At 55.3% G+C, this 24300-nt stretch carries 21 protein-coding genes; 6 read left to right on the top strand and 15 right to left on the bottom strand.

Annotation, left to right across the window (positions count from 1 at the left end; translation table 11 throughout):
* Window positions 1-121 precede the first annotated feature (121 nt).
* The 3 genes from PK28_RS14525 to trxA all read left to right on the top strand — a co-directional run bounded on the left by PK28_RS14525 (window position 122) and on the right by trxA (window position 2804).
* Complete coding sequence (locus PK28_RS14525) at window positions 122-1522, top strand: hypothetical protein (protein WP_044515049.1); 1401 nt, start codon at window positions 122-124, stop codon at window positions 1520-1522.
* A gap of 538 nt (window positions 1523-2060) precedes the next feature.
* Window positions 2061-2240: a hypothetical protein gene (locus PK28_RS21000; protein WP_231576176.1), complete on the top strand. Its 180-nt coding sequence runs from the start codon at window positions 2061-2063 to the stop codon at window positions 2238-2240.
* A 234-nt stretch (window positions 2241-2474) separates the two neighbouring features.
* Window positions 2475-2804 (top strand): thioredoxin, encoded by a 330-nt coding sequence (gene trxA, locus PK28_RS14530; protein ID WP_044515051.1) that lies wholly within the window; start codon window positions 2475-2477, stop codon window positions 2802-2804.
* An 85-nt stretch (window positions 2805-2889) separates the two neighbouring features.
* Here trxA and PK28_RS19210 read toward each other — a convergent pair whose 3' ends face one another.
* The 5 genes from PK28_RS19210 to PK28_RS14555 all read right to left on the bottom strand — a co-directional run bounded on the left by PK28_RS19210 (window position 2890) and on the right by PK28_RS14555 (window position 11578).
* Complete coding sequence (locus PK28_RS19210; RefSeq protein ID WP_082017132.1) at window positions 2890-3843, bottom strand: energy transducer TonB; 954 nt, start codon at window positions 3841-3843, stop codon at window positions 2890-2892.
* Window positions 3844-3973: 130 nt separating this feature from the next.
* Complete coding sequence (locus tag PK28_RS19215) at window positions 3974-6943, bottom strand: T9SS type A sorting domain-containing protein (RefSeq protein ID WP_082017133.1); 2970 nt, start codon at window positions 6941-6943, stop codon at window positions 3974-3976.
* Window positions 6944-7231: 288 nt separating this feature from the next.
* On the bottom strand, window positions 7232-7696 hold the full coding sequence (locus tag PK28_RS14545) for an Lrp/AsnC ligand binding domain-containing protein (protein ID WP_044515053.1): 465 nt from the start codon (window positions 7694-7696) through the stop codon (window positions 7232-7234).
* A gap of 509 nt (window positions 7697-8205) precedes the next feature.
* Window positions 8206-9315 (bottom strand): isoaspartyl peptidase/L-asparaginase family protein, encoded by a 1110-nt coding sequence (locus tag PK28_RS14550; RefSeq protein WP_052430569.1) that lies wholly within the window; start codon window positions 9313-9315, stop codon window positions 8206-8208.
* Window positions 9316-9364: 49 nt separating this feature from the next.
* The gene (locus PK28_RS14555) at window positions 9365-11578 is read right to left on the bottom strand and encodes a protein-disulfide reductase DsbD family protein (protein WP_044515055.1); all 2214 of its coding nucleotides are present in this window, start codon (window positions 11576-11578) and stop codon (window positions 9365-9367) included.
* A 236-nt stretch (window positions 11579-11814) separates the two neighbouring features.
* On the opposite strand from PK28_RS14555, the gene PK28_RS14560 reads away from it, so the two are divergent.
* The gene (locus tag PK28_RS14560) at window positions 11815-13152 is read left to right on the top strand and encodes a hemolysin family protein (protein WP_044515058.1); all 1338 of its coding nucleotides are present in this window, start codon (window positions 11815-11817) and stop codon (window positions 13150-13152) included.
* A 72-nt stretch (window positions 13153-13224) separates the two neighbouring features.
* Here PK28_RS14560 and PK28_RS20530 read toward each other — a convergent pair whose 3' ends face one another.
* The 3 genes from PK28_RS20530 to PK28_RS14575 all read right to left on the bottom strand — a co-directional run bounded on the left by PK28_RS20530 (window position 13225) and on the right by PK28_RS14575 (window position 15378).
* Window positions 13225-13677 carry a hypothetical protein gene (locus PK28_RS20530; RefSeq protein ID WP_156126410.1) on the bottom strand — a complete coding sequence of 151 codons (453 nt, stop codon included), beginning with the start codon at window positions 13675-13677 and terminating at the stop codon, window positions 13225-13227.
* Window positions 13678-13783: 106 nt separating this feature from the next.
* Window positions 13784-14308, bottom strand: a complete 525-nt coding sequence (locus PK28_RS14570) for a gamma carbonic anhydrase family protein (protein WP_044515068.1) — start codon at window positions 14306-14308, stop codon at window positions 13784-13786.
* A gap of 86 nt (window positions 14309-14394) precedes the next feature.
* Window positions 14395-15378, bottom strand: a complete 984-nt coding sequence (locus PK28_RS14575) for a radical SAM protein (protein WP_044515071.1) — start codon at window positions 15376-15378, stop codon at window positions 14395-14397.
* 114 nt (window positions 15379-15492) lie between these two features.
* Here PK28_RS14575 and PK28_RS14580 point away from each other — a divergent pair, with 114 nt between their 5' ends.
* The gene (locus PK28_RS14580; RefSeq protein WP_044515073.1) at window positions 15493-15981 is read left to right on the top strand and encodes a hypothetical protein; all 489 of its coding nucleotides are present in this window, start codon (window positions 15493-15495) and stop codon (window positions 15979-15981) included.
* Window positions 15982-16017: 36 nt separating this feature from the next.
* On the opposite strand, the gene PK28_RS14585 is transcribed toward PK28_RS14580, so the two are convergent.
* The 5 genes from PK28_RS14585 to PK28_RS14605 all read right to left on the bottom strand — a co-directional run bounded on the left by PK28_RS14585 (window position 16018) and on the right by PK28_RS14605 (window position 20951).
* A complete protein-coding gene (locus PK28_RS14585; protein ID WP_044515075.1) occupies window positions 16018-16782 on the bottom strand; it encodes an endonuclease III domain-containing protein in 765 nt (254 codons plus the stop codon).
* A gap of 133 nt (window positions 16783-16915) precedes the next feature.
* Complete coding sequence (locus PK28_RS14590; RefSeq protein WP_044515078.1) at window positions 16916-17623, bottom strand: YiaD family glycine zipper/OmpA-like lipoprotein; 708 nt, start codon at window positions 17621-17623, stop codon at window positions 16916-16918.
* A gap of 262 nt (window positions 17624-17885) precedes the next feature.
* Complete coding sequence (locus tag PK28_RS14595; RefSeq protein WP_044517248.1) at window positions 17886-18581, bottom strand: YiaD family glycine zipper/OmpA-like lipoprotein; 696 nt, start codon at window positions 18579-18581, stop codon at window positions 17886-17888.
* 278 nt (window positions 18582-18859) lie between these two features.
* Window positions 18860-19753: an acetyl-CoA carboxylase, carboxyltransferase subunit beta gene (gene accD / locus PK28_RS14600; protein WP_044515083.1), complete on the bottom strand. Its 894-nt coding sequence runs from the start codon at window positions 19751-19753 to the stop codon at window positions 18860-18862.
* 148 nt (window positions 19754-19901) lie between these two features.
* A complete protein-coding gene (locus PK28_RS14605; protein WP_044515085.1) occupies window positions 19902-20951 on the bottom strand; it encodes a class I fructose-bisphosphate aldolase in 1050 nt (349 codons plus the stop codon).
* A 175-nt stretch (window positions 20952-21126) separates the two neighbouring features.
* Between PK28_RS14605 and PK28_RS14610 the strand changes: the two genes are divergently transcribed.
* The gene (locus tag PK28_RS14610) at window positions 21127-22134 is read left to right on the top strand and encodes an OmpA/MotB family protein (RefSeq protein ID WP_231576178.1); all 1008 of its coding nucleotides are present in this window, start codon (window positions 21127-21129) and stop codon (window positions 22132-22134) included.
* A 285-nt stretch (window positions 22135-22419) separates the two neighbouring features.
* On the opposite strand, the gene PK28_RS14615 is transcribed toward PK28_RS14610, so the two are convergent.
* Both PK28_RS14615 and PK28_RS14620 read right to left on the bottom strand, forming a co-directional pair.
* Window positions 22420-23136 carry an SGNH/GDSL hydrolase family protein gene (locus PK28_RS14615; protein ID WP_052430571.1) on the bottom strand — a complete coding sequence of 239 codons (717 nt, stop codon included), beginning with the start codon at window positions 23134-23136 and terminating at the stop codon, window positions 22420-22422.
* Window positions 23137-23294: 158 nt separating this feature from the next.
* On the bottom strand, window positions 23295-24290 hold the full coding sequence (locus PK28_RS14620; RefSeq protein WP_044515087.1) for an MBL fold metallo-hydrolase: 996 nt from the start codon (window positions 24288-24290) through the stop codon (window positions 23295-23297).
* Window positions 24291-24300: the final 10 nt, after the last annotated feature.

Genomic DNA, 24300 nt, shown 5'->3' on the forward strand with positions numbered 1-24300 from the left:
AGCCGCTTTTAATGTACTTAGCAGGCTTATTTTACTTTTTTCTCTATCCTACTCTACTTATTAGCTGATGCTATTGTCTGTGCGATTTTGGCGGTATGTGTTCCCCTTAACTCTTTGCTGCTTGCTTGCCGGCCGTGTGCAGGCGCAGGTGTATTACCTAGATCTGAATGGGCAACAGCTTTTGCTGCCGGAGCGGCAATTACAAGTAGAGCAGGTGGTAGACGGGCGGCCCGGGCGCCCACCCATTGGTCTGGTACACCGTGGCCTGAATAACCGGGTAGCGGCCGTACTCTTCCGGCAGGGCCTGGAAACGGAACTAACGGCTTTTTTACAGCAGCAACTGCCTGCCCGCCCCGGCGACCATGCCGTGGTACTATGTCTGCGCCAGCTTCGGGTTAGTGAACAAATAGAGAAGGCAATGTCAGAAGTAGCCAGCGCCGATCTGGCGGCCGATGTGTACGAGCACCTGCCCGATGGCTACCATTTTGTGCGGAGCGTGGCAGCCCGCACCTCTGCGCGGGCCATGGAAACCACCGCCCAGCATGCAGTGCACATTTCCCGGCTGCTTCAGAACTGCCTTTTTCAACTAACTTCCTCGGACTGGGCCCACGCCAGACTATCGGCGGCCCGCTCCCTCGCACAACTGGCCACCGATAATCCGGTGGCTATCCAGCCTACGGGAAAGAAACAGTCATTGCCAGCCATTTTACGGAAGGCGCCGCGGCGGGGCGTGTATTACAACTTCGAACAGTTTCTGGCCAACCTTCCCGATACTACCCTATTTGTGCGCACAGACACCATTTCGCCGCGCTTGCCCGGCGTCAACGCGCGGGGACTGTGGCAGGGTGTAGCCCGGATTCGGGCGGAAATCACTGATAGCCGAGGCAAGCGTCTGTCCATTGATAAAATGGTGTGGGGCTTTTCGGATGGCCAACAGATGTATGTGCAGCAGGGAAAGCAGTATTTTCCGTTGGCAAGGCAAGGCAGTTTCTTCACCCTTATTGGCGAAAAGCCACTGGATGTGGGCTATCAGCGTGCCAGAACAGAGGCTTATGCCCGCACAGGAGTACTTGGTGTAGCCACCATGAGTACCTCAGACCACACCGGCGAACCAATGCCTTTTGCCCTTGATATGCGCACGGGCCAGCTTGCCCCCTTTCCGGACCCGTTACGCCCCTACCCCGCCCGCGCCGATACGGCCTCCGTGTATATCTACCGCCAGGCTGATACTTCAGTGGAACCGGTTGCCATATTTCTGGAAGGCAAAGAAGTGGGCCAGCTACGCCCCAATGAATACCTGCAGGTGCGGTGGCCCTATTATGCCCGCATGATGCAGCTCTGTATGGGTTTGCCGGTTGCTAATACTTGTCAGCTGCTGGTGCCGGACGCGGCCCGGCCCAACTATCTGAAAATTTCTGTTGCGACCACCTATGGTTCGCCTACCTGGCAATGGATAACGAGCAATCAAGGCGAAGCTGACCTTAACGCCCTGGACAAGCTTCACGTGGCTCCATCCAGATAAGCGCTTTGACTTCCGGTCAGATAATAGCCTCGGCTGATTTTACCTCAGAAGCTATACGCATTACCATCAGCGGGGAAATGGAAATTGAGGCCTGCCAGCTGATTTTAGGCTTGCTTATGAGAGCCATGAATGGCGTAAACACTTGCAAAATGTAAGTAATTACGCCATTCATGGCTTCGTAACTTATAGTATAATGCTAAAATTTGCTACCCTATTATTCAGTGTGTTTGCCATAACGTTAAGCTGCGGACTAGTCAGTTGCCGCTCTACACCTCCAATATTGTTAAAGGGCGCCACTCCCCTCTACTCATTTAAGTCAGATGCGGCCATCTGCTTTTCCGGGCGCCATAGTTTGTCGGATTCAAATCTGCCAGTAGCCCAGAAAGTGCAGCCCGCCTCACGCAAAAGGATACCGGCTAAAAGAATACAAGCTTATAGCAAATATTTAGCACCTGCTGTTGCCGCATCCAAGAACACACATACTTATACTAGAAAACACTTAGCTATTCAGAAACGCGTTTCTCCGTCTGCTTTCGCCTTGAATATCGTATTCATAAGCTTAAAAATCATAGGTATTTTAGCCGCCATAGCCATTTTTACGGTACTAGGTCTGGTTCTATTTCCTGTTAGCCCAGCACTAGGTATTGTTGCTTTTTTGGTGGTTTTGGGTGCATTATATAAGTTAACAGTGATTATTATCCAGCTTTTCTCAGCATAATCATCAACTATGTAAGCTGGTTATCTTGACTTGCATCGACTGGCTTCCTTGCCCGAACACCAGCTAGACATGGTATATAGGAGTTGATAATCTTGTTTACTCCAGTAGACCGGCTGCCAAACTGGCCGACTGAACTTTCCGGCGCGCTCCTTGTTTGAACCGCAATCTGCTACCTTGCAGACCTAAGCTTCGTAAGAAGCATTTTCAACGTCACCACAACAAACCCCTTTTATCATGGGACATAAAGCCATCGAAATTACCGATGCCAACTTCGACCAGATCATCAACTCCGACAAACCCGTGCTCGTGGATTTCTGGGCCGAGTGGTGTGGCCCATGCCGCATGGTAGGTCCGGTAGTAGAAGAGCTGGCCGGGGAATACGAAGGCAAAGCCGTTATCGGCAAAGTAGACGTAGACGCAAACCCGCAGACTTCGGCCAAATTTGGCATCCGCAGCATTCCTACGCTGCTGGTGTTCAAAAACGGCCAGGTAGTAGATAAGCAGGTAGGTGCTGTACCAAAGCACGTACTGGCACAGAAGCTGGATGCGCAGGTAACGGCGTAAGCTGTTTCCTTATCCACTACCAACAAAAAGCCCTGCTCCGTTCTCCGGAGCAGGGCTTTTTGTTGGCAGGCATTTTCGGTATCCTTTAATAATGCGGCCCCGGGAAACCGGCCTGCGCCTCGGTTGGGAGAATGCGCGGCGGGTGTGCCCCACCAAACAGGTTAAAGTTGGGGGCAAAGGAAATAGGCACCGTGTAAGTAACGGCCGTGGGCACATTGTACTCGCGGCCGGGCCGAAACTGCGGCAGGCTGGCCACCACGCGGCGGGCCTCATTATCGGCCTCAGGAGCCAGACCGCGCACTACGCGCACCTGCCCTACATGCCCGTCCTCATCCACCGTGTAGGAAACGTATACTTTGCCGGAAATGCCTTTGCGGCGCGTGTCGCGGGGGTAGTTGGTATTGCGGGCCAGGAAATCCAGCAGGGCGGTTTCGCCGCCGGGGAATTCGGGTTTTACGTGCCGCTGCAGCTTGCCTACGTAAGGGGAGCCATCGGTGTTAAAGAAGATGAGGGCGGGGCCTTTGCTGCGGTCCAGCAACTCAATGGAGCTCAGTTGCCCGGTGCTATAATAGTAGCGCCACTCGCCTACCGGCCGGCCGTAGAGGTAGCGGCCCTCCGAGCGCTTTTGCCCGTTCCGGTGCACCGTTACCCAGCGGCCTACGCGCTGACCTTCTTCATACTGGCCCCGCTCACTTACTTTGCCGTTGTCATACCAGGCCACGTAAACGCCTTCGGGCTCATCATCATGAAAGTGCACCTGGCTGGCTTTGGAGCCGTTGGGATGATACCAGGTGAAGATGCCATTGCGCAGGGGCGGCTCGGTGCTGAGAAAGGTGCCGCGCAGGAGCAGCACACCATTCAGGGCATAATCCCGCATGGCATAACCGGCTTCTGTCTTTCGCTCAATAATACGGTAGTGGGTGGCGCTGTCGGGAATGGTTTCCTCGTCCTGGTCATTGAGATAAACGGCCGGCATACTCTGGCTATGCCCCCATTGCGGCAGCAGCCAGATGATTAAGACCGTAATAATTGCTCTCATGGCCGCCCAGCTAAGTACGAAACCCTTAAATATACAAAATTGTATTAAACACAGCTTATGGATTTATACTGATACCACAAAAATAAGTTTTCCGCCTTGCCGGAAGGCCCGGCAAGGCGGAAAAGCGGTTTTATTCTTTCACGAAGCGGAACTGTTCTAGTCCGTTAGCACTAGTAATTTGCACTAAGTATATACCGCGCCGCAAGCTGGCTACTGATAAGGGCACGGCTGTGGTAGTATTGGTCTCGGTAGCGGCTATCTGCTCGGCACACAAGCGGCCGGCAGCATCCAGAATGCGGATAGCCGTGCGCGGCTGCACCGCCCGGAAGCTAACCGTCAGCTGGTCAGAAGCAGGTACCGGCCAAGCCGTTAGCTGCACATTCCGGGCGGCACTATGTACTGTTACCACCGGAAATTGATAAACAGAGCCATCATTATCTACCTGCTCCAGGCGGTAGTAGCGCGTGGTTTCCGTGCCCAGGAAGGCATTTTTGTCTACGTGCGCATAGCTGGTAATAGAAGTGGCGGCGCCCCGGGCCTGGTAGGTGCCAATGGCCTGGAAGGTGCGACCATCGGTAGAAACCTGCACTTCAAATTTCTTGCAGTCCCGCTCCTGGGCGGTTTGCCACGTTAATTGCACATTCTGGTTAGGCAGCAGCCGGGCCTTAAAGCTGATCAGCTCAATGGGCAGGGGGTTACGCATGGAGCCACTACCAAACGTAACGGGCGTAAAGGCTGCGGTAATGGGCAGGGCTGAACCAGAGGTAAGGTAGCGCTCCACGGTATTGGGCAATGCTTCCTGGCCGTAGCTCTGCCAGAATGACCCATCGAACCCGGCCACGCGCAGATCTTTCTGAGCATCGGCTGTTTCGGATATGTCACTGTAAGGCAAGGTATAGTAGAGCCGCAGGAAGGCGTTGCCCGTACCGGCTACCCGGCGCACATTCCAGTACTGTTGCTTGCTTACCTTCATCAGGCCGGAACCGGTTGCGAAAGAAGAAGAAGAAGGTGGCGAAAAACGATAGGTATTCATCTCAAACGTGGCTACCTCCGTGTTTTCCGGCCGTACGCCTGCTATCTGCAGCCCATCGGTGTTCCCAATTGGGAATGTATACATGGTAGCAGAGTTGCCAACATCCCGACGCATAGCGCCATCTACATAGCTGTTGTCACTGGCGTCCTGCCAGGCACCCTGAATTCCCAGCGTAAGCACCTCACCATTCGTTATCAGATTACCCTTTTTCAGGCTAAGCATACCCTGAATAGTTAAGGCTTCACTAAGCGTAACGTTAGCTACCGGATTGTTTATTACCAGCTCCCCATTGGTGGTCAGGTTGTTGGGTAGGCCGCTCCCAGTTACCTGGGCACCTCCAGCTCCGGTATAGATATAGGTAGCTCCGGCATTAAAGGTGCGTATGCCGGTAGTTTGAATATTGCCTTTGCTGCCAGTCTTCGCGATGCCCTGCGTATGGCCAATCATGAGCGTAGCACCCGTTTTCAGGTTAAATTTCCCACCGGTGGTTGTAGAGTTCGTCAGCAATTCATAAGTACCCATATTTAGCGTAGTCCCGGCATTAACCGAAACATTCACCCGGCCCCGTATGGTAGCATTGTTATTGGTATTGATGTAGTCCTGCTGCTTTCCGCCATCAAAAATGAGGCTTGCCACCGTGGAGGCATTACTGATGGAAGCTGTTTCTTCCAGCGAGCTATTATTATCCATCACCAGGTTGCCCCGTACATGCAGCTCGCCGGTGGCAGCATCGGTGCTGGAGGCGCCGCCGCTTACAATCAGCTTGGCGCTGCTACGCAGGTGGGTAGTGCCGCTTACAATTAAGGTACCGGGACCGGTAGAAGTGGAATTAGCAATTTTAAAGGTCCCGTTCAGGTCAAAATCCCCGGCTACCTTAACTGTTTGGCTACCGGCAGATGAGCCCGTTAACGACACGTTCACAATGCCTCCCAACTGCTCATAGCTACCAATATTCATGGTTTTATTCTGACTGTTTTTGGGAGCCAACAGCTCTAGCTCTCCCTGCCCGGTACTACGCACACTGAGCTTGCCGGCAATACTCATGTTGTTGGAAGAATTGAGCAGAAACACATTAACTGAGCTACTTACAGCAAAGTTGGGCGTATTCCAGATGATGTTGCCGAAGGCCTGGCCATCATTCCCCGCAAACTTTGCTACGTTCTTTATACCATTTATTTCCAGCGTGGAAGTCGGATTCCAGGTAGCCAGTGGCAGCTTGCCGCCGTTAGCGGCATACACGTAGTACCCCGTGGCCCCTACTGCCATGGTAGCGCCGCTGTTCATTACTATATCTGTAGCGGTAGCATTATCAATCCACTGGCCATCCAGCTCCATATCTACCACCCCCGCTTTATCAGCAATAGTTAAAATGGCCGGAGAAGTGCGTTGAATAAGGCCGCCCTCCAGAATGTGCGTAGCCGCAAGCGTAGCAGCAGCTTGGATGGTAAGCAGGCCTCCACTATTTACGGTTACGTCAGAAAAAGAAGCGCCTGCTCCTGTTATGGAAAGCTCGGCATCATCACTCACGGATATAGGCCCTGCCACAATACCCTGGTTTACTCCCGTTACTTGCAAAGTAGCTGCTGAATTGAGGCTGATACTGCCCAAGGCGGAAGAATTTTTCAGCACAGCCAAGGCACCATTCTGCAAGGAAGTAGTTCCGAAGGAGGCAAATTTAGTGTCGATGGAGAGGGTTGCACCAACGCCATCTACCACCACATTAGTACAATTCAGCTTTCCGGTTACAGTAAGCTGGCCTACCAGAGAGCTGGTTTCCTTCTTCACAATGATTTTCGCAAAAGCAAGGCTATTACTGTTATCAGAATAGGTCTTGGTATGGCGCAGAGTAAAGGTTTTTGTGAGGTTGAGGGGCGTAGTACCATTCGGTTTCCAGCCTGTTGCGGTATACACTTCCCACCCAGCGGTATTCAGAAAATCCGACTGGTTGTTGGAAATGGAAGAACGGTATTCGCCAATATTTTGGGCGAAGGCGGCAGTATGCCCCAGAAGCAGCAGAGCCAACCCCATCAGCCCACGACCCAACCGAGAAGTAGAAGTAGCATTCATGGAAATAGTGAATAAGGATGAGAAAACTCCAATAGCGCCTACTTCAGTAGCAGACGGAACAACCTTATTCCCTAAATTCACTAACAGCTGGGATAAAGGCTATTTGATGTAATAATATGTATATTTTTTCTCCATCAAAATAAAAATAAGTAAATAATTTGATATTATTATTACATTTATATCATTCCGAAAAAGTACAATCAGCTGCAACTGCTGCCAGAACATAGAAAAAGCCTGATATGGCGCCGTAGCGCCATATCAGGCTTTAGTAAATTGGTTTGCAATATGTTACACCAGCTGGATAGGGCGGTTCAGGGTTTCTTCCAGGGAAATGAGCGTTTCGGTACGTTCAATGCCATCAATCAGCTGAATTTTATCGTGCAGCACTTCGCGCAAATGGTTGGTGTCGCGGCATATGATGCGGGCAAACAGGCTATAGTTGCCGGTGGTGTAGTAGATGCTCAGGATTTCGGGAATGGCTTTCAGCTGCTCGGCTACGCTGTTATACACGGAGCTTTTGTTTAGATAAATGCCCAGGAAGGCATTGATATCATAGCCCAGCTGGGCATAGTCGATGTTTAGGGTAGCGCCCTTCACAATGCCTAGCTCCTCCATGCGGGACATGCGTACGTGCACGGTTCCGCCTGATACATGCACCTTCCGGGCAATTTCAGTGTATGGCATCTTCGCATCGTCGATAAGCAGAGCCAGAATCTTTCGATCTGTCTCATCAAGTTCATAATTACGAGCCATTTTTGAAATGTATGATTGAGAAATTTTTAACAAACTAACTGTTTATATAAAAACAGTGTAAATTTTAATCTGATTACCTGCAATAATTTTATTATTAAGAGCAAGTACCTACATTTGTCATAATCAAACGCAAGCGGCGTTGATCATATTGTAGGATGATGGAATTGGCAGACATACCCTCCTCTCTCGGGGGTGGAGATTCGGGAAAAACTGGTCCGGCGGCCGGCTAACTACTCCGTGGAGGTTCGAGCCCTCCTTCTACAGCAACATCTTTTAGGTGGATTATGTGTGGGATTAACATGGGAACGTATCTGGGTGGGTGCGTTCTTTTCTAGAGGGCTGCATCTGGGTGGGTGCAGCCTTTCTTTTTGTACCCCAGCCAAAAGCTCCCCGCTGAAAAATGCTGCAAAGGTCCCTTTTTTCCGGTACAAAAGCCACGTGCCACAGAAAAAAGCCCCGCAAGCATCAGAGTAGCTGGCGGGGCTTTTGGTTGCATGGCGCGGGCAGCGCTAATCTTTATATATCAGAATCTGGCTTTTCCCATCGGCTTTAATAAAGCCGCGGTACATGCCTTCGGAGTTAAAGGGCATTGCCAAGTTGCCTTGGCGGTCCAGGGCTATCAGGCCACCATCACCCCCCATTTTGCCTACTTTATCAATGGTAGCCTGTGCGGCCTGGGCCAGCGGCTTCTGCTGATACTCTACCCGGGCGGCTACATCCCGCGCTACCGTAGCCCGGATAAAGTACTCGCCCCAGCCCGTGCACGACACGGCGCAGGAGTTATTATCAGCGTAAGTACCGGCCCCAATGATGGGCGCATCGCCCACGCGGCCGTAGCGCTTGTTGGTCATGCCACCGGTGCTGGTGGCGGCGGCCAGGTTGCCGAACTGGTCCAGCGCCACGGCGCCTACGGTACCGTATTTTTTGCCTTCGGTGAAGATATTATTCTCCGGCAGGCTGCCCTGCGCTTTGCCGGCCTTCATTTTCATCTTGACTTTTTTAGGCGCCTCCGCGGCTTTGGTGGGGGCATTCAGCTGGTCGGGCGTGCCGGCGGTTTTCTCCTCCTGCAGCGCTTTCTGCAGTTGCTGGTGGCGGGCCTCGGTGTAGAAATACTGGGCCGGCACTATTTCCAATCCTTTTTCCTTGGCAAAGGTTTCGGCGCCGGGCCCTACCATCATCACGTGCTCCGACTTCTCCATTACGGCGCGGGCGGCGGTAATGGGGTTGCGGATGACGGTGACGCCCGCTACCGAACCGGCTTTCAGCGTTTGACCTTCCATAATAGCGGCGTCCATCTCATTGCGGCCCTCGTGGGTAAACACGGCGCCTTTGCCGGCATTAAATAAGGGAGAGTCCTCCATTACCCGCACGGTAGCCTCTACCGCATCCAGCGAGGTGCCGCCCTTTTTCAGAATAGCATAGCCGGCTTGCAGGGCCTGGTCCAGCACCTGCTGATAGGCTTTTTCCTTTTCCGGCGTCATCAGGGCCCGGGTAATGGTACCAGCACCGCCGTGGATAACCAGCGTAATGCGGCTGGGGTCGGGCGCGGCCGTTTGCGCCTGACTAACGGCCGGGCTCAGCAGCAGTACCGTGCTCAGCAAAAACAATAGCTTTTTCATACAGACGACAGGGAAAGCAGATGAAAGGGAGAAACTGCGAAACAGAAACTTACCGGGCCGCTACCGGCTGGGCCTGCTGCCGATACTGGGCCAGCCCGGCATCCAAGAACTTAACGAAGTTACTGACGCTGGCCTCGTAGGCTACGGGCGTTACCAGGGGCTTATCAGCAGGGTCGTTGGGGTTCAGGAGCACGTAGTAGGGCTGGGCGTTTACGCCGTACTTGGTTACCTGCAAATCGGCGTTCTGCTTGCCCAGCGTAGATTTCACTTTGCCGTCGCGCTTAGAAGTGTACCACTCTTTCTGGGGCAGCTCGGTTTTATCATCCACATATAAAGCCACCACTACAAAGTCTTCCTGCAGGCGGCGCAGCACCTGCGGGTCGCTCCAGACGCTGGCTTCCATTTTGCGGCAGTTGACGCAGGCATGGCCGGTGAAATCGATGAAGATGGGCTTGTTCTGGGCGCGGGCGCAGCGCTTGGCCTGCTCCAGATCAAAATAGCCCTGCAAACCATGCGGCAGCTCCAGAAAATCGGCGTGGCGTGGGACTTCGCACAGGGTGTTGCGGGTGGCACTGCCGGGGGCTGCCACAGCGGATGCCAGGGAAAAGTCGCGGCTGGTTTGCGGGGGCAGGTAGCCGGCCAGCAAGGGCAGTGGCGCACCAAACAGGCCCGGAATCAGGTACACCATAAAGCTGAACGAGAGCACCGCCATCAGCAGTCGGCCTACGCTCAGATGGGTCAGGTCGCTGTCGTGGGAGAGCTTGAACTTGCCCAGCAGATACACGCCCAACAACGCGGAAAGCACAATCCAGAGCACCAGGTACAGGTCGCGGGAGAGCAGGTTCCAGTGGTAGGCCAGGTCGGCCATGCTCAGGAATTTCAGCGCCAGCATCAGCTCCACAAAGCCCAGCACCACTTTCACGGTGTTCAGCCAGCCACCGGAGCGGGGCAGGCTTTTCAGCCAGGAAGGGAAGATAGCAAACAGCGTGAAGGGCAGGGCAAACGCCAGCGAGAAGCCCAGCATCCCAATAACCGGCATGATGGTTTCGCCCCGCGCCGACAAGCCCAGAATGGTAGCTACAATGGGGCCGGTGCAGGAGAAAGATACCAGCACCAGCGTGAAAGCCATAAAAAACACGCCCAGCCAGCCGCCCTTATCGGCCTGCGCATCGGCTTTATTCACCAGATTATGCGGCAGCGTGATTTCAAACAAGCCCAGAAACGAGAGGCCAAACACCACAAACACTACGAAAAACAGCAGATTCGGCAGCCAGTGCGTGGCCATGAAGTTGGGGCCATCCTCGCCCAGCAGCCGGGCCACTATCACGCCCAGAATGGTGTAGATGACAATGATGGACAGGCCGTAAACCAGCGCCTTCAGAATGCCCTGCGCCCGGGTGTCGGTGCCGCCCGTGAAGTAGGATACAGTCATGGGTATCATGGGAAATACGCAGGGCGTGAGCAGAGCCGCCAGGCCGGAGAAGAAAGCCAGCAACGCAAAGCTCAGCAGGCCACCAGACTCAGCCGAGGTAGCCGGAGCGGCGGCTACGGTGGCGGCGGTGCCGCCGGCCGTTACCGCCGTGGTTGCTGGCCGGGCGCTGGTGTCCGACGCCATTGGGCTTGCGGCGGCCGTGGCCGCAGAACTGGTGTCTGAGGCGGGAACTGGTGCTGTAGCTGGCGCAACGGCTACGGCAGGAGCTTCCGTTTTCGAAGCAGCTAGGGCTTTGGTTGCGGCCGCTGCCGGAGGGGTGGCGGCCGTTGTTGCCGCGGCAGTGCCGCTTACTTCAATGGGGCCAAAGCTGAGGGTTTCCTCGCCGGGCACGCAGCGGCCATCTACATCAGTGCAGGTTTGGTATTCTACATCTGCTTTAATGGTGAGCGGACCGGGCTGCAGTACCCGGATGCGCTGCCGGATCTGACCGGTTTTCTCGAAGTAGGAGATGTCGCCTTTAAAGACATCATCAAACTTCTTTTTGGCGCCGATGGACTTGGGCTTGCCAACCAGCGCGTAAGCCGGGCTTTTGGCAAAGGTGAAGGTGAAAACCGTGGGGCCCAGGTCGGGGTCGAAATCGGTGGCGTAAAGGTGCCAGGTATCCTGCATGCGGGCATTCACAATCAGATCCAGCTCCTCGCCCACTTTGGCGGCGGGCTGACTGATGGTGGTAGCGAGCTTGGTAGGCGTGAGCACCTGGGCTACCGCACTCTGAACCAGTAAAGCCAGGAGCAGCAGCGGCAGAAGCAGTTTTCGGGAAGCAACAGACATAGAACAACAAGACAGGACAGTAGCTGAACGGTAGCTCAGCACCAAACAAAGAACGGCAGGAAGTAGCACAAATATCTTAACACAACACACAAACTGCCCAAGGGTTGCCGGCCTCACGCCCACTTGCCGGCACCCACCACGCCCGGCCGGCAAGGGAAAAGCCAACCGCTTGCCCGGATTCTCGTACTTTTGCACTACTTAGGAGTAACGGGCCGCGTGAGCCCCACTCCGCAACTATGGTTTTACAGATACTGCTTACCCTTCTGCTTGTATTGCTGAATGGGTTTTTCGTGGCCGCCGAATTTGCTTTAGTAAAGGTCAGGGCCTCGCAAATTGACCTGCGCGCCCAGAGCGGCGACAGCATGGCCCGCATCACTCAGGGTATTCTGCATAACCTTAACGCCTACCTCTCCGCCTGTCAGCTGGGTATCACGGTGGCCTCGCTGCTGCTGGGCTGGATTGGGGAAAGTGTGGCCGAGAAAGTCATTACCGGGTTCCTGGACCTGGTCAATCTGACGCTGGATCCAACCTGGATGCACTGGGTTTCCATCGGGCTTTCCTTCACCTTCATTACCACCCTGCACATTGTTATTGGCGAGCAGGCACCCAAAGTACTGGCGCTGCAGCGCTCGGAATCGGTTAGTCTGCTGGTGGCTTGGCCGCTCAAGATTTTCTATTTCGTTGGCCGGCCCTTCATCTGGCTGCTCGACCGCCTCAGCAACCTCACGCTGGGCTTATTTGGGGTGAAAGCCCTGCACGGCGAGGCAGCCCACACCACGGAGGAAATCCGCATTCTGCTGGACCAGAGCAAGCAAAGCGGCGAAATCCAGGACTCTGAGCACGAGCTGATTGAGAATGTCTTTGAGTTCAACGACCGGATGGTGAAGCAAATTATGGTGCCCCGCACCAAGATTGTAGCCATTGATGTAAACTCGCCGGAAGATAAAATCTTCGAAATAGTACAGAGCGAAGGCTATTCCCGGATTCCGGTGTACGAAGGCTCTATTGATAACATAGTAGGCATTCTGTACGTGAAGGACCTGCTCAACATTGTGCGTCTTAATGAGCACATTGAGCTTTCGCGCATTATGCGGCCGGCCTATTTCGTGCCCGAAACCAAGAAAATCAACCGCCTGCTGCGCCAGTTTCAGCGCAAGCACATGCACATTGCCATTGTCTCGGATGAATTTGGCGGCGTTTCCGGCATTGTCACCATTGAGGACATTATGGAAGAGCTGGTAGGCGAAATCCAGGATGAGTACGACAACGAAGTGCCCGTGGTAGAGAAGGTTTCCGAGCTGGAATACCGCGTACACACCTCCACCGCCATTCCCGACGCCAACGAATTCCTCCCCTTCCCCCTGCCCGAGGGCGAAGACTACGAAACCGTGGGCGGCCTGCTGAACATGATTTACGGCAACATCCCGGAAGTAGGCGACGTGGCCGTACTCGACCCCTATGAGTTCCGTGTGCTACAACGCTCCAAACGTTCCGTGGAGCTGGTGCAGCTGCGCGTGACTACTACGCAGGAGCAAAACCCCTCTTTTAACGAGGAGAATTTACCGGCTTTATAAGCTGATTAACTCTCTGTAGTATGCACAAAAAAGCCCTCCATGGAGGGCTTTTTTGGTAAAAGGTTTAAAAAGCTATTCCGATTTACCGGATGCTATAATTACGCGGAGCACCGCCAATACAACTACAACCCCTACAATAATCCAGACCGTTTTTCCTGACTTGCTTTTGCGCCGCTTAACCGGCTGCGCTGCCGTGGCAGTTTGCTTTTCCACTACTGCATCTTCCGCCACCGAAACCGTAGTTTCGTTCAGGTGCGTTGAGACAGAAGCAGGCTGCACCGCCCGCGTGCCGGCTAAAGCGCTTGCAGCAGTTTGGGCAGGAGTTGTAACCTGAACCGGTACAGCTTCTATAGTACCAGCCTGCGCAGTTGCCGCATCAGCTGCACTAATCGACTCGGCGACTGATTCAACTGTTGACGTGTAAGCTGGTGCACCAGAACGAAACGCATATTCTGCGCGGTTACAGCCTCCCAGTAATAAAGTGGTAGCCAAAGTGGCTGTTAGAAATGAGTAATTTTTCTTCATACAGAAATAAGAAAGACAAGGATAATAGTACCACTCAGCATAGCATTACAGGCTCTGCAAAAGCCGCACAAATTAGGAAAAATTCTATCCTGCTGAAAAATTATTTCTATTCCGTAGGCTGTGAAAACCAGCCCGCATACATCACATAATTATCAGCCGTGCGCAGCATGTTAGCGCGCTGCTCCTCCGTCACGGGTTTGATTTTGCGGGCCGGAATACCGGCATACAGGTAGCCGGGCTCGCACTGCGTGTTTTCCAGCACCACGGCGCCGGCCGCAATAATGCACCCCTGCCCCACCACGGCATGGTCCATCACAATGGCGCCCATGCCAATCAGCACGTCGTCTTCCACCGTGCAGCCGTGCACAATGGCTTTGTGGCCGATGCTCACGCGGGCCCCCACCGTGGTAGCCGCCTTCTGATAGGTGCAGTGCAGCACCGCCCCATCCTGAATATTGGTTTTATCCCCGATGCGAATCTGGTTGACGTCGCCGCGGATAACGGCGTTAAACCACACGGTGCACTGCGCACCCAGCGTTACGTCGCCTACAATGGTGGCATTATCAGCTACAAAGCAATTCTCCCCCAGCCGGGGCAGAATACCGTTAACGGGAAGAATGAGAGCAGGCATGAGGTGAGGTATTGAGATGGTGAGTTTGATGTTGAGTATCCGGAAGACGGCGCCATAAAGAACGACAAACTCACCATTTCACCATTCTACTTTATAAGCATCCGTTTCCAGGTACCTTTTTCCCAATTGTATTTCAGGGTACTGGGCAGCGCCTGCCAGAAGTATTTACTGGTTTCCACCGCAAAGCTGGGCTGCATGTAGCAGTTAATGGTGCAGCCCTCGCACTGCGGCAAGCGGCCCTCCAAAGCGGCCAGCCTCTGCACATCCGCCGAGTTATACAGGTCGAATAAGCGGTTTTCGATGGGGAATTTCTGCTCACCCAGATGGTAGCACGGCAGCACCAGCTCGTTGCTGGGTGAGATAACCAGGGTGGTGCTGGCGGCCCGGCATACGGGGGCAGCTATGTGGTTGCCGCCGTCGCGGCGCAGGGCAATAAAGGCCTCGTTCAGGTACACGCCTTTGCGCTTGCCAAACTCGGAGAGGTAATCCAGCTCGGCGGGGGTCAGCTGCTCGCCGGTATCCACCGTGTTGTATTCAAAGGCTGGGTTCAGAATGAGTACCAGCTTATTGGGCTGCGCAATGTTGCGGTACACGGCTTCCAGCTGGTCCAGGTTTTCCCGAAACACGGTGAATAGAATATCCGGCCGCTCGCCCAGCTCCCGCGCCACCTTAATGCTTTCCAGCACAAAATCGTAGCAGGCCACGCCCCGGCCATGGTCGTGCACTTCCTTTTCGGAAGAGTCCAGGGAGAAATGCAGCATGTCTACTTTCCCGCGCAGCCGCTCGGCGTACTTAGGGTACAGCAGGCAGTTTGTGGTGAGCGTGGTAATGAAGCCCATATCGTGTGCCAAGCCCACAAACTCGTGGATCTGGCGGTGCAGCAGCGGTTCACCGCCGGTAAAATCAACCACCGATACGCCCAGTTTCTTTAAATCGCGCAGGTTCTGCTCTACATCCGAGAGCTGAATGTAGGGCGAAGGTTTCTCCCAGATGTCACAGAAAGAGCACCGCGCATTGCACCGATACGTGACGTAGTAATTGCACAGAACCGGATGTTTAACAAGGCGCATAGGCAGTAAAGGTAAATAATAACGAGAGGCCGCTTGACCAAAATTAGTGTGCTGTGCAACGTGGCAGACCAGCAGTGTCTCTTGGTAAATATCCCCTTACCTAAAATCTACTGTATGGAATCCTTCAAAAGTCTGTTATTAGGCATAACCCTCACGGGTACTCTGCTTGCAGGCTGCAAAGAGGAAAAAGCTGCTCCCGCGCAGGATTACGTCGTCTTTGGCTGGTATCATAATGAATGCCAGGGCGAAAGCTGCATTGAAATCTTTAAGATTGATACCCAGTCAGCCCAATTGTATGAGGATACGCAGGATAAAAATCCTGCGGGCACTACGCCTTATGAGGGAACGTATGTCATAAAGAGCCAAGCCCAATATAACCAGGTGCAAACCTTGCCGCAGCAGCTACCCGCGCAGCTACTCACCCAGCCCAGTGGCCTCGTCATCGGCTCACCCGATTTTGCCGATGGCGGCGGCTATTATGTGGAAGTAAGCACAAAAGGCGAGCGAAAGTTTTGGCTGATTGACCGGCAAAAAGGAAATCTACCCACTTATCTCCATGCTTTTGCTGACGAACTCGACGCAAAGATTACAAGCCTCCAGTAATTGGGGGCTTGGGGAGGTCTGCTTGCACTGGTACAGCTAGTGCAGCTTCTCACCTCCCCACTGGTGGGGCGTAGCGGCCAGCGCTTCTGCCGTGGCTGGTCCAAAGTGCTCCAGATAATAGTTGCAGAAGCTTTTCAACGGGCAGCGGGCGCAATCCGGCTTCGTGAAAAAGCAGATGTGCTGCCCCAGCCAGTAGTTGTGCTTATGAAAGTTCAGGAGCACCACCGGGTCTTTGGGTAATTGATCCAGCAGCAGCTTGTGTGCCTTTTCTACTGAGACTTTGGGCCCGATCATGCCCACGCGCTGGGCCACGCGGTGCACGTGCGTGTCCACGGGCAGCACGGGTTTCTGAAAGTTGAACAGCAATACCAGGGAAGCCGTTTTCCAGCCAATACCCGGCATGGCTGTTAGCCACTCCATGCCTTTCTCTACCGGCCAGTCGGCCAGAAAATCCAGGGTAAAATCTCCCTGTTCGGCCTGAATGCGGCGCAGAATTTCCTGGATGCGGGGCGCCTGCGTATCGGGCCAGCGGGTGGTACGGATGGCGTGGGCCAGCTCCGCGGTGGGGGCCGCCAGCACGCCGGCCCAGTCGCCAAAGGCTTCCAACATTCGGTTGTAGGCCAGCTCCTCATCGGCGTGGGTGGTGCGGTGCGAAAGCACCGTGCTTATCAGTTCCCGCATGGGCGTGCGGCGGGGCACGGTGGAGAGCGGCCCGTAAAAGGCATCCAGCACCAAGTGGTTCTGCCAGGTTTTTTGCTCGGGTGGAGAAGTATAAGTTACCGTAGTAGTGGAGGTAGGCATGTCCCTTGTACCGGCGCCAACTTGCCGGGGTTGCGCCCAGCGCACTCAGGTGAAGCCAAGCACAAAAAAATCCGGCGGCACCTGAGAGCAGGTACCGCCGGACGGGAGAGAATACTAGCGGAAAAAAGAGGGCTTAGATGTCGCCGCGCTCAGCAGCTTTCTTCAGCTTTTCGTTGGCGAAGATGGCAATTTCCACGCGGCGGTTGGCACGGCGGCCAGCTTCAGTAGAGTTATCAGCCACGGGCTGGTGCGAGCCGTAACCATTCACCTGGAAGCGGGAGGCATCTACGCCTTGCTGCTGCGTGTAGTTGGCCACGGCGCGAGCCCGGCGCAAAGACAGCGGGTCGTTGATGGCATCGTTACCGGAGGTATCGGTGTGGCCATCTACAATCACGTTGGTGTCGCCGTACTTAATGAGGGTTTTAGCCAGCTCATCAATGTTGGTCTGAGCCGTAGAGGTAAGGGCCGAGGAGTTCTTAGCGAACAGGATACCGGAGTCGAAGGTGATTTTGATGCCTTCGCCTACCCGCTCTACGGTAGCGCCAGCCATTTCGCGGCGCAACTCTTCGGCTTGCTTATCCATGCGGCGACCGATCAGAGCGCCAGCTGAGCCACCTACTACGGCGCCCAGGATGGCGCCTTTAGCGGTGCCTTTTTTGCCACCAATTACGCGGCCCAGTACGGCACCGCCGGCAGCTCCACCCAAGCCACCGAAGATGGCGCCTTTAGCCGTTTTACTCATCGGCTTCTTGGTAGTGGTGGTTTGTGCTTGCGTCAGGGTGCTGCTCAGCAGCATCACCAGAGCCATGAGAATGGCGAAGGGAGAACGAAGATTTTTCATGGGTTGTGCTTGTTGTGTCTTGGAAAAAAAGGAGGCCTTTGTAATTCCTGGCATCCGGTCGGTTGTCTGGCATTTTGCAACCACCTTGCCAAAAATCCAATGAAGGTTTCCATAGGTCAGAAAAACCGGGCTTACGGGCGCTAAATCAAGATTTTACATGGACAAAAAAACTTTCAAGCCTTACTTCTATACCCCGTTTAAAAGAAAAAGGCTGCCCAATCGGGCAGCCTTTTTCTTGTATGTATTGCTGCAAGCGGGCAGCTTACAGGCGGCCTTCTTCGGCAGCTTTCTTCATCTTCTCGTTGGCGAAGATGGCAATTTCTACGCGGCGGTTAGCCTGCTTGCCTTCAGCCGTGGTGTTGTCAGCAATAGGCTGGGTCGAGCCATAGCCTTTAGAAGTAACACGGGCAGCATCTATACCCTGCGAGATGGTGTAGTTAGCAACTGCCTGGGCACGACGCTCGGACAGGGGCTGGTTGATGGCATCGGAACCGGTGTTGTCGGTGTGACCTTCTACCAGTACGTTGGTGTCAGGATACTTCTTCAGCGTAGCGGCCATCTTCTGAATTTCCGTCATGGAAGCAGCGCGCAGGTCCGACTTGTTGGTATCGAACAGGATGCCAGAGTCGAAGGTGATTTTGATGCCTTCGCCTACCCGCTCTACTTTAGCGTTCTGCATATCACGCTGCAACTCTTCAGCCTGCTTGTCCATTTTGCGGCCAATGAGAGCACCACCGGCACCACCAACGGTAGCACCAATAATAGCACCAGCAGCGGTGCCGTTTTTGCCACCAATTACGCGGCCCAGTACTGCACCAGCAGCAGCGCCGGCACCGGCGCCAATCAGGCCGCCTTTAGCCGTTTTGCTCATGCCGGTCTTGCGGGCACCTGAGCCATTGTCGCTGGGCAGGCTGCCGTCGCTGGCAGGCTTGCTCGAAGCGCACGAGCCCAGGAACATGATAAAGGCCAGAAAAAGGGAGAGAATCGATTTGGGAGAATTCATCGGAATGAAACTTGGTGAAAGGAAAAGAACTGGGAAAAGGGAGAATTTGAGAGTTGGAGATGCTTACTGATTTCAACGCAAAAATGTTTGGCAAATATAGAGCCAGACCTATGCTGGGCAGAAAATAAGCTCCACTATTTCGCCTGCTGAACGCGAAAATCCCCCGCCGCGGTATGCACCATGGCGGGGGATTTCAGCTTTTTTTCGCCCGGCACGGGCAAAGCAACAGGCCCTTACAGGCGCGAGATGTTGGCAGGCACCTCAACCTCAGCGGCTTCCGCTTTGGGCTGAAGCATGCGCAGCAAATCGGCCAGGCGCTGCTTTAAATCTTTGCGGTCCACGATAAAATCGAGGAAGCCGTGCTCCAGTACAAACTCCGCGCTCTGGAAATCCTTGGGCAGGTCTTTGCCAATGGTTTCCTTAATAACCCGCGGGCCGGCAAAGCCAATCAGGGCGCCGGGCTCCGAGATATTGAAGTCGCCGAGCATGGCATAGGAAGCCGTAACGCCACCCGTAGTAGGGTCCGTGAGCATGGATATATAAGGCAGACCTGCCTCGGAAAGCAAAGCCAGCTTGGCCGAGGTCTTGGCCATCTGCATCAGCGAGTAGCCGGCTTCCATCATGCGGGCCCCGCCCGATTTGCTGATCATCAGGAACGGCAAACGGTTCTGGCGGGCGTAGTCAATGGCACGGGCAATTTTTTCGCCTACCACCGAGCCCATGGAGCCGCCAATGAATTTGAAATCCATGCAGGCAACTACCAGCTCCACCCCGTTCATTTTGCCGTGGGCGCTGCGCACGGCATCCTTCAGGCCCGTATTGCGCTGCGTGGCCGCCACCCGCTGCGGATACGCTTTGGTATCCACAAACTTCAGCGGGTCGGCGGAGGACAAGTTGGCGTCGAGTTCGGTGAACTGGTTGCCATCGAAGAGAATTTCAAAGTACTCGGCCGAGTCAATCCGGTCGTGGTAGTTGCACTTGGCGCAGGTGAAAAGCAGGCGCTTGTGCTCGGCCATGGTGGCTACGGTTTTGCACTCGGGGCACTTATACCACAGGCCATCGGGCGTTTCCTTTTTCTGCTCTGTGGGAGTGACGATGCCTTTTTCGACGCGCTTAAACCAAGACATGATAAACTATGAAAAGTGAATGGCTGACAGGTGCAGAGGGGCCTGGCCGGCTTACTCCGGTGGGCCTGCCAGCAAAGGTAACATTGAATTTAGGCAAAAAAGGAATATGTGTGCTACACGGCGTGCTTCTTCTCGCTTGCCGGCCGGTTCAGGCCAGCGTAATGGCGCTATCCAGGTACACATCCTGAATGGCATTTAGCAGGTCTACGCCCTCGGCAAATGGCCGCTGGAAGGCTTTTCGGCCCGAAATGAGACCCTGGCCACCGGCACGCTTGTTAATAACAGCGGTGCGCACGGCCTCGTCGCGGTCGGTGGCGCCTTTGCTCTCGCCGCCGGAGTTGATTAAGCCAATGCGGCCCATGTAGCAGTTGGCCACCTGGTAGCGCGTGAGGTCAATGGGGTTATCCGAGGCCAGCTTATCGTACATGGCCGGGTGGGTTTTGCCGAATTTCAGGGCCGCAAAGCCACCATTGTTTTCGGGTAGCTTCTGCTTGATGATATCGGCCCCGATGGTAACGCCCAGGTGGTTGGCTTGCCCGGTGAGGTCAGCGGAAACGTGGTAGTCTTTGTCGGCGGTTTTAAAGGCATTGTTGCGCGTGTAGCACCACAGCACCGTGGCCATGCCCAGCTCGTGCGCCCGCTCAAACGCCTGCGCCACTTCCTGTATCTGCCGGTTCGACTCCTCGGAGCCAAAGTAAATAGTAGCCCCCACGGCCGTGGCGCCCAGGTTCCAGGCTTCCTCCACCGAGCCAAACATAATCTGGTCGAACTTATTGGGGTAAGTCAGCAGCTCGTTGTGGTTGATTTTAACCAGGAACGGAATACGGTGGGCATACTTGCGGGCCACCGTGCCAAACGTACCAAAAGTAGTGGCCACGGCATTGCAGCCGCCTTCCAGCGCCAGCTTAATAATATTTTCGGGGTCGAAGTACATGGGGTTGGGCCCGAAGGAAGCGCCGGCCGTGTGCTCAATACCCTGATCAACGGGCAGAATGCTCAGATAGCCGGTGCCGGCCAGGCGGCCGTGGCCGTAGAGCTGGCCCAGACTGCGCAGCACTTGGGGTGGGCGGCTGGAGGGCACAAAGCAGCGCTCCATAAAATCGGGGCCGGGCACGTGCAGCTGCTCTTTGCTGATGGTGGTGCACTGGTGCTGAAGAAGGGCATCCATTTCAGCAGTTTGGGGAAGAACGGTGGCCATTTGCAAGGAATTTGGGTGGAACAAAACCAGGAAGGCAGGAAAACAAATATAGACCGAAAACGAGTGGGTGCTACCCGGTAGTTTGCACCGTGCGGCCCGAAGTAGCTACCTTGGCCGGAGTATACGGCTTACGGACCGTGTGCGCATTTTCGTTGTGTTTACCCATGTTCCGGTTGTGAAAAAATCCTCTCTCCTGCTGCTGGCCGCTTCCGTGGCTACCACTTCCCTGCTGCCCGGCTGCGTAGCCTCCAAAAAATACGACGATCTGCGCGCCCGCCAGGCCGCCACTGAGCAGGCCAAAACTGAAGCGGAGCGCCAGCAGCGCCAGGCCGTAACCGAGCTCAAGAAAACCACCGATGAGCTGACCGAAATGCGCCTGCAGAACCGCCGCCTCGCCGACGACTCCGCCCAGACTGGCAACGCCCTGCGCCGCACCCGCTCCCTCTACACCCAGCTCACGGATAGCTACGATAAGCTGCTGAAGAACTCAGACCGGGCTATGGCTGATAAATCCGCCGACTATAACAAAGTAGCCCGCGACCTGGCCCGCCGCGAGGCCGAGCTGGGCGAGCTGGAAACCTCGCTCAACAAAAGCAAAACCGCCATTGATAAGCTCAACGCCGACCTGAAAGTGCGGGAAGCCCGCATGGCTGAGCTGGAAAAAGCCCTGGCCGAAAAAGACAAAGCCGTCAATGACCTGCGCGCCAGCGTCAGCAACGCCCTGCGCGGTTTCCAGGGCACCGATCTGGAAGTAAAGATGAAGGACGGCAAAGTGTACGTCTCACTCTCGGAGAAGCTGCTCTTCAAATCGGGCTCTACTAAAGTTGACCCCAAAGGCCAGGAAGCTCTCAAGCAGCTGGCCACCGTGCTCCAAACCCAGCCCGATGTGAACGTGGTAGTAGAGGGCCATACCGATAATGTGCCTATTGCCCGGGGCACGGCCGGCCTGCAGGATAACTGGGACCTGAGCGTGCTGCGCGCCACCGAAATTGCCCGCCTGCTCACCGTTGGCGGCATTCAGCCGGAGCGCGTCACGGCTTCCGGCCGCGCGCAGTATATCCCCGTTGCCCCCAACGACAGCCCCGCTAACAAAGCCCTGAACCGCCGCACGGAAATCATCCTGACGCCCAAGCTCAACGAGCTGCTCAAGATTCTGGACTCCAACTCTACCAGCGGCAAGTAAGCAGCATCTCTTCCAAAGCAAAAAGAGCCGGCACTATACTAGTGCCGGCTCTTTTTGCTTTCGACTATAACATTAATGTCATGCTAAGCACAGCGAAGCATCTCGCGTGCTGACTCTGTTGGGAAAGACCGTCATAAATGAACGGGTCATGCTGAGCGCAGCCGAAGCATCTCTACCGCTTCGTTGCCATGCTATCCAGCCGAAGCGGTAGAGATGCTTCGACTGCGCTCAGCATGACGGTTAATATCGGCTATCTACGTGCCGGGCACTATGAAACGGCTGCTTCTACTTTACTAATCCCTGCACTACCGGCACGGCCGCGTTGGCCCACAAGGCCATATGCTTGCCTGAGTAATGCAGCCCGTCCATGGTAAACTGGGAGGCGTCGCCGGCGGCGTTGCGGGTAAAGCCGGTTATATCCAGAAAGGCTACGCCCGCCTGCTGGCACTCCTGTTTGGCTACGGCATTAAACTGGTCTATTTCTGCGGCAATTTTAGTCTGGTCACGGCCGCGGGCGTAGGGCGAGGCACCCCAATCGGGTATAGACAGCACAAACACGCGGCCGGGCCGCCCGCCGGCCAGCTGAATAGCCTTTTGCAGCAGCTCGCGAAACTCCGTTTGGTAAGAAGCCAGGGGCAGGCCCCGATACTGATTATTTACGCCGATAAGCAGTGACACCAGCCCGTAGTTTTTCGGTGGGTTGGCTGCCTGAATGGCAGCCTGCAACTCACCCGTGGTCCAGCCGGTGCGGGCAATAATATCGGGCATTTGCAGGTTGAGGCCCTGCGCCTGGGCCATGCGGGCCAGCTGCACGCTCCACCGGTCGGTGGCCGGCACGCCCTCCCCAATGGTATAAGAATCGCCTAGGGACAGGAAACTGATGGCCGGGCCGGAAGGTGGCGGGATAGGCGTGGTACTCGGCCCGCTGGCTGGCGCGGGCTCCACGGTAGGCTTGGCACAACCAAAGCCCAATATCATCAGGATAAACAGCAGAATACGCATGCAGAAAATTCAGTAGAAGGTAAACGCCTGCATGTACGCCTAAGCCAAAGTTTCAGATTGATGGCGGCTTATTGAGCGCACTATCTTGCCTTGACATGTTCCGCCAAATGCTCTTCTCTAGAAGCATAAAGCCTTTTCATATTTCGAAAGTGCCATGGTTATTTCCCGCGGTAAACATGCCACCAGTAGCCCGGCAACGGCCCGTCTGCCACCGTTACGCGCTGGCCGGGAGCCGGCAGGAGCAATTGCGCTTCCGGTCCGGCCGCAGCTACCAGCCGGTCGGCGGGCTCATGCCAGCTATGAAAGGCCAGGTTGAAGGTGGCCCAGTGCAAGGGCAGCAATGCTCCGCCACCCAGCGCCCGATAGGCCGCCAGCGCATGGTCGGGCCCCATGTGGATATCGGCCCACATTTCATCGTACGCCCCTATTTCGAGCATTACCAGATCAAAAGGGCCGTAGGCAGTTCCTATTTCGCGGAACCCGGCTTCATACGGGCCGGAGTCGCCGCCGAAGAAAGCGCGGTGTGTGGGGCCGAGGATGCACCAGGAGGCCCACAGCGTATTGTCGCGGGTAAGGGTGCGGCCCGAAAAGTGGCGAGCGGGCGTGGCAGCCAGCGTATGGGTGTTGCCCACTTTCACTTCCTGCCACCAGTCCAGCTCGGTAATCAGCTCCGCAGGAATACCCCAACGGCGCAGGTGGCTGCCTACGCCCAGCGGGCAATAAAACGGTACGCCGGTTTGGCCCAGTGCCCGAATGGCGTCTTTATCGAGGTGGTCGTAATGGTCGTGGGAAAGGAGGACGCCGTCCAGCGGGGGCAGTTCGGCCAAAGCCAGCGGCGGGTCAAAAAACCGCCGGGGGCCAAGCAAGGTGCTGGGAGATGCCCGCTGCCGCCAGACGGGGTCCGTCAAAAACCGCTTGCCATCGAGCTCAATCAGCGTGGATGAGTGCCCGAACCAGGTAACGCGCAGCGCATCGGCCGGCACAGGCTGCGCCAGCGCGGCGGCATCGGCCGCAAAAGGCCCCAGCGGCTGTTGCGGCTCCCGCTCCTCCTTACCCGTCAGCCAGCGGCGCGCCATGCGCCCATACTCCCCCGACATGCCCGTGGGAATAGTGTTCAGATACTTTTTGCCGTTGAACCGGGAAGGTGTTTTCATAGGAAGTACG

The sequence above is a fragment of the Hymenobacter sp. DG25B genome, from assembly GCF_000801315.1.
Taxonomy (GTDB): domain Bacteria; phylum Bacteroidota; class Bacteroidia; order Cytophagales; family Hymenobacteraceae; genus Hymenobacter.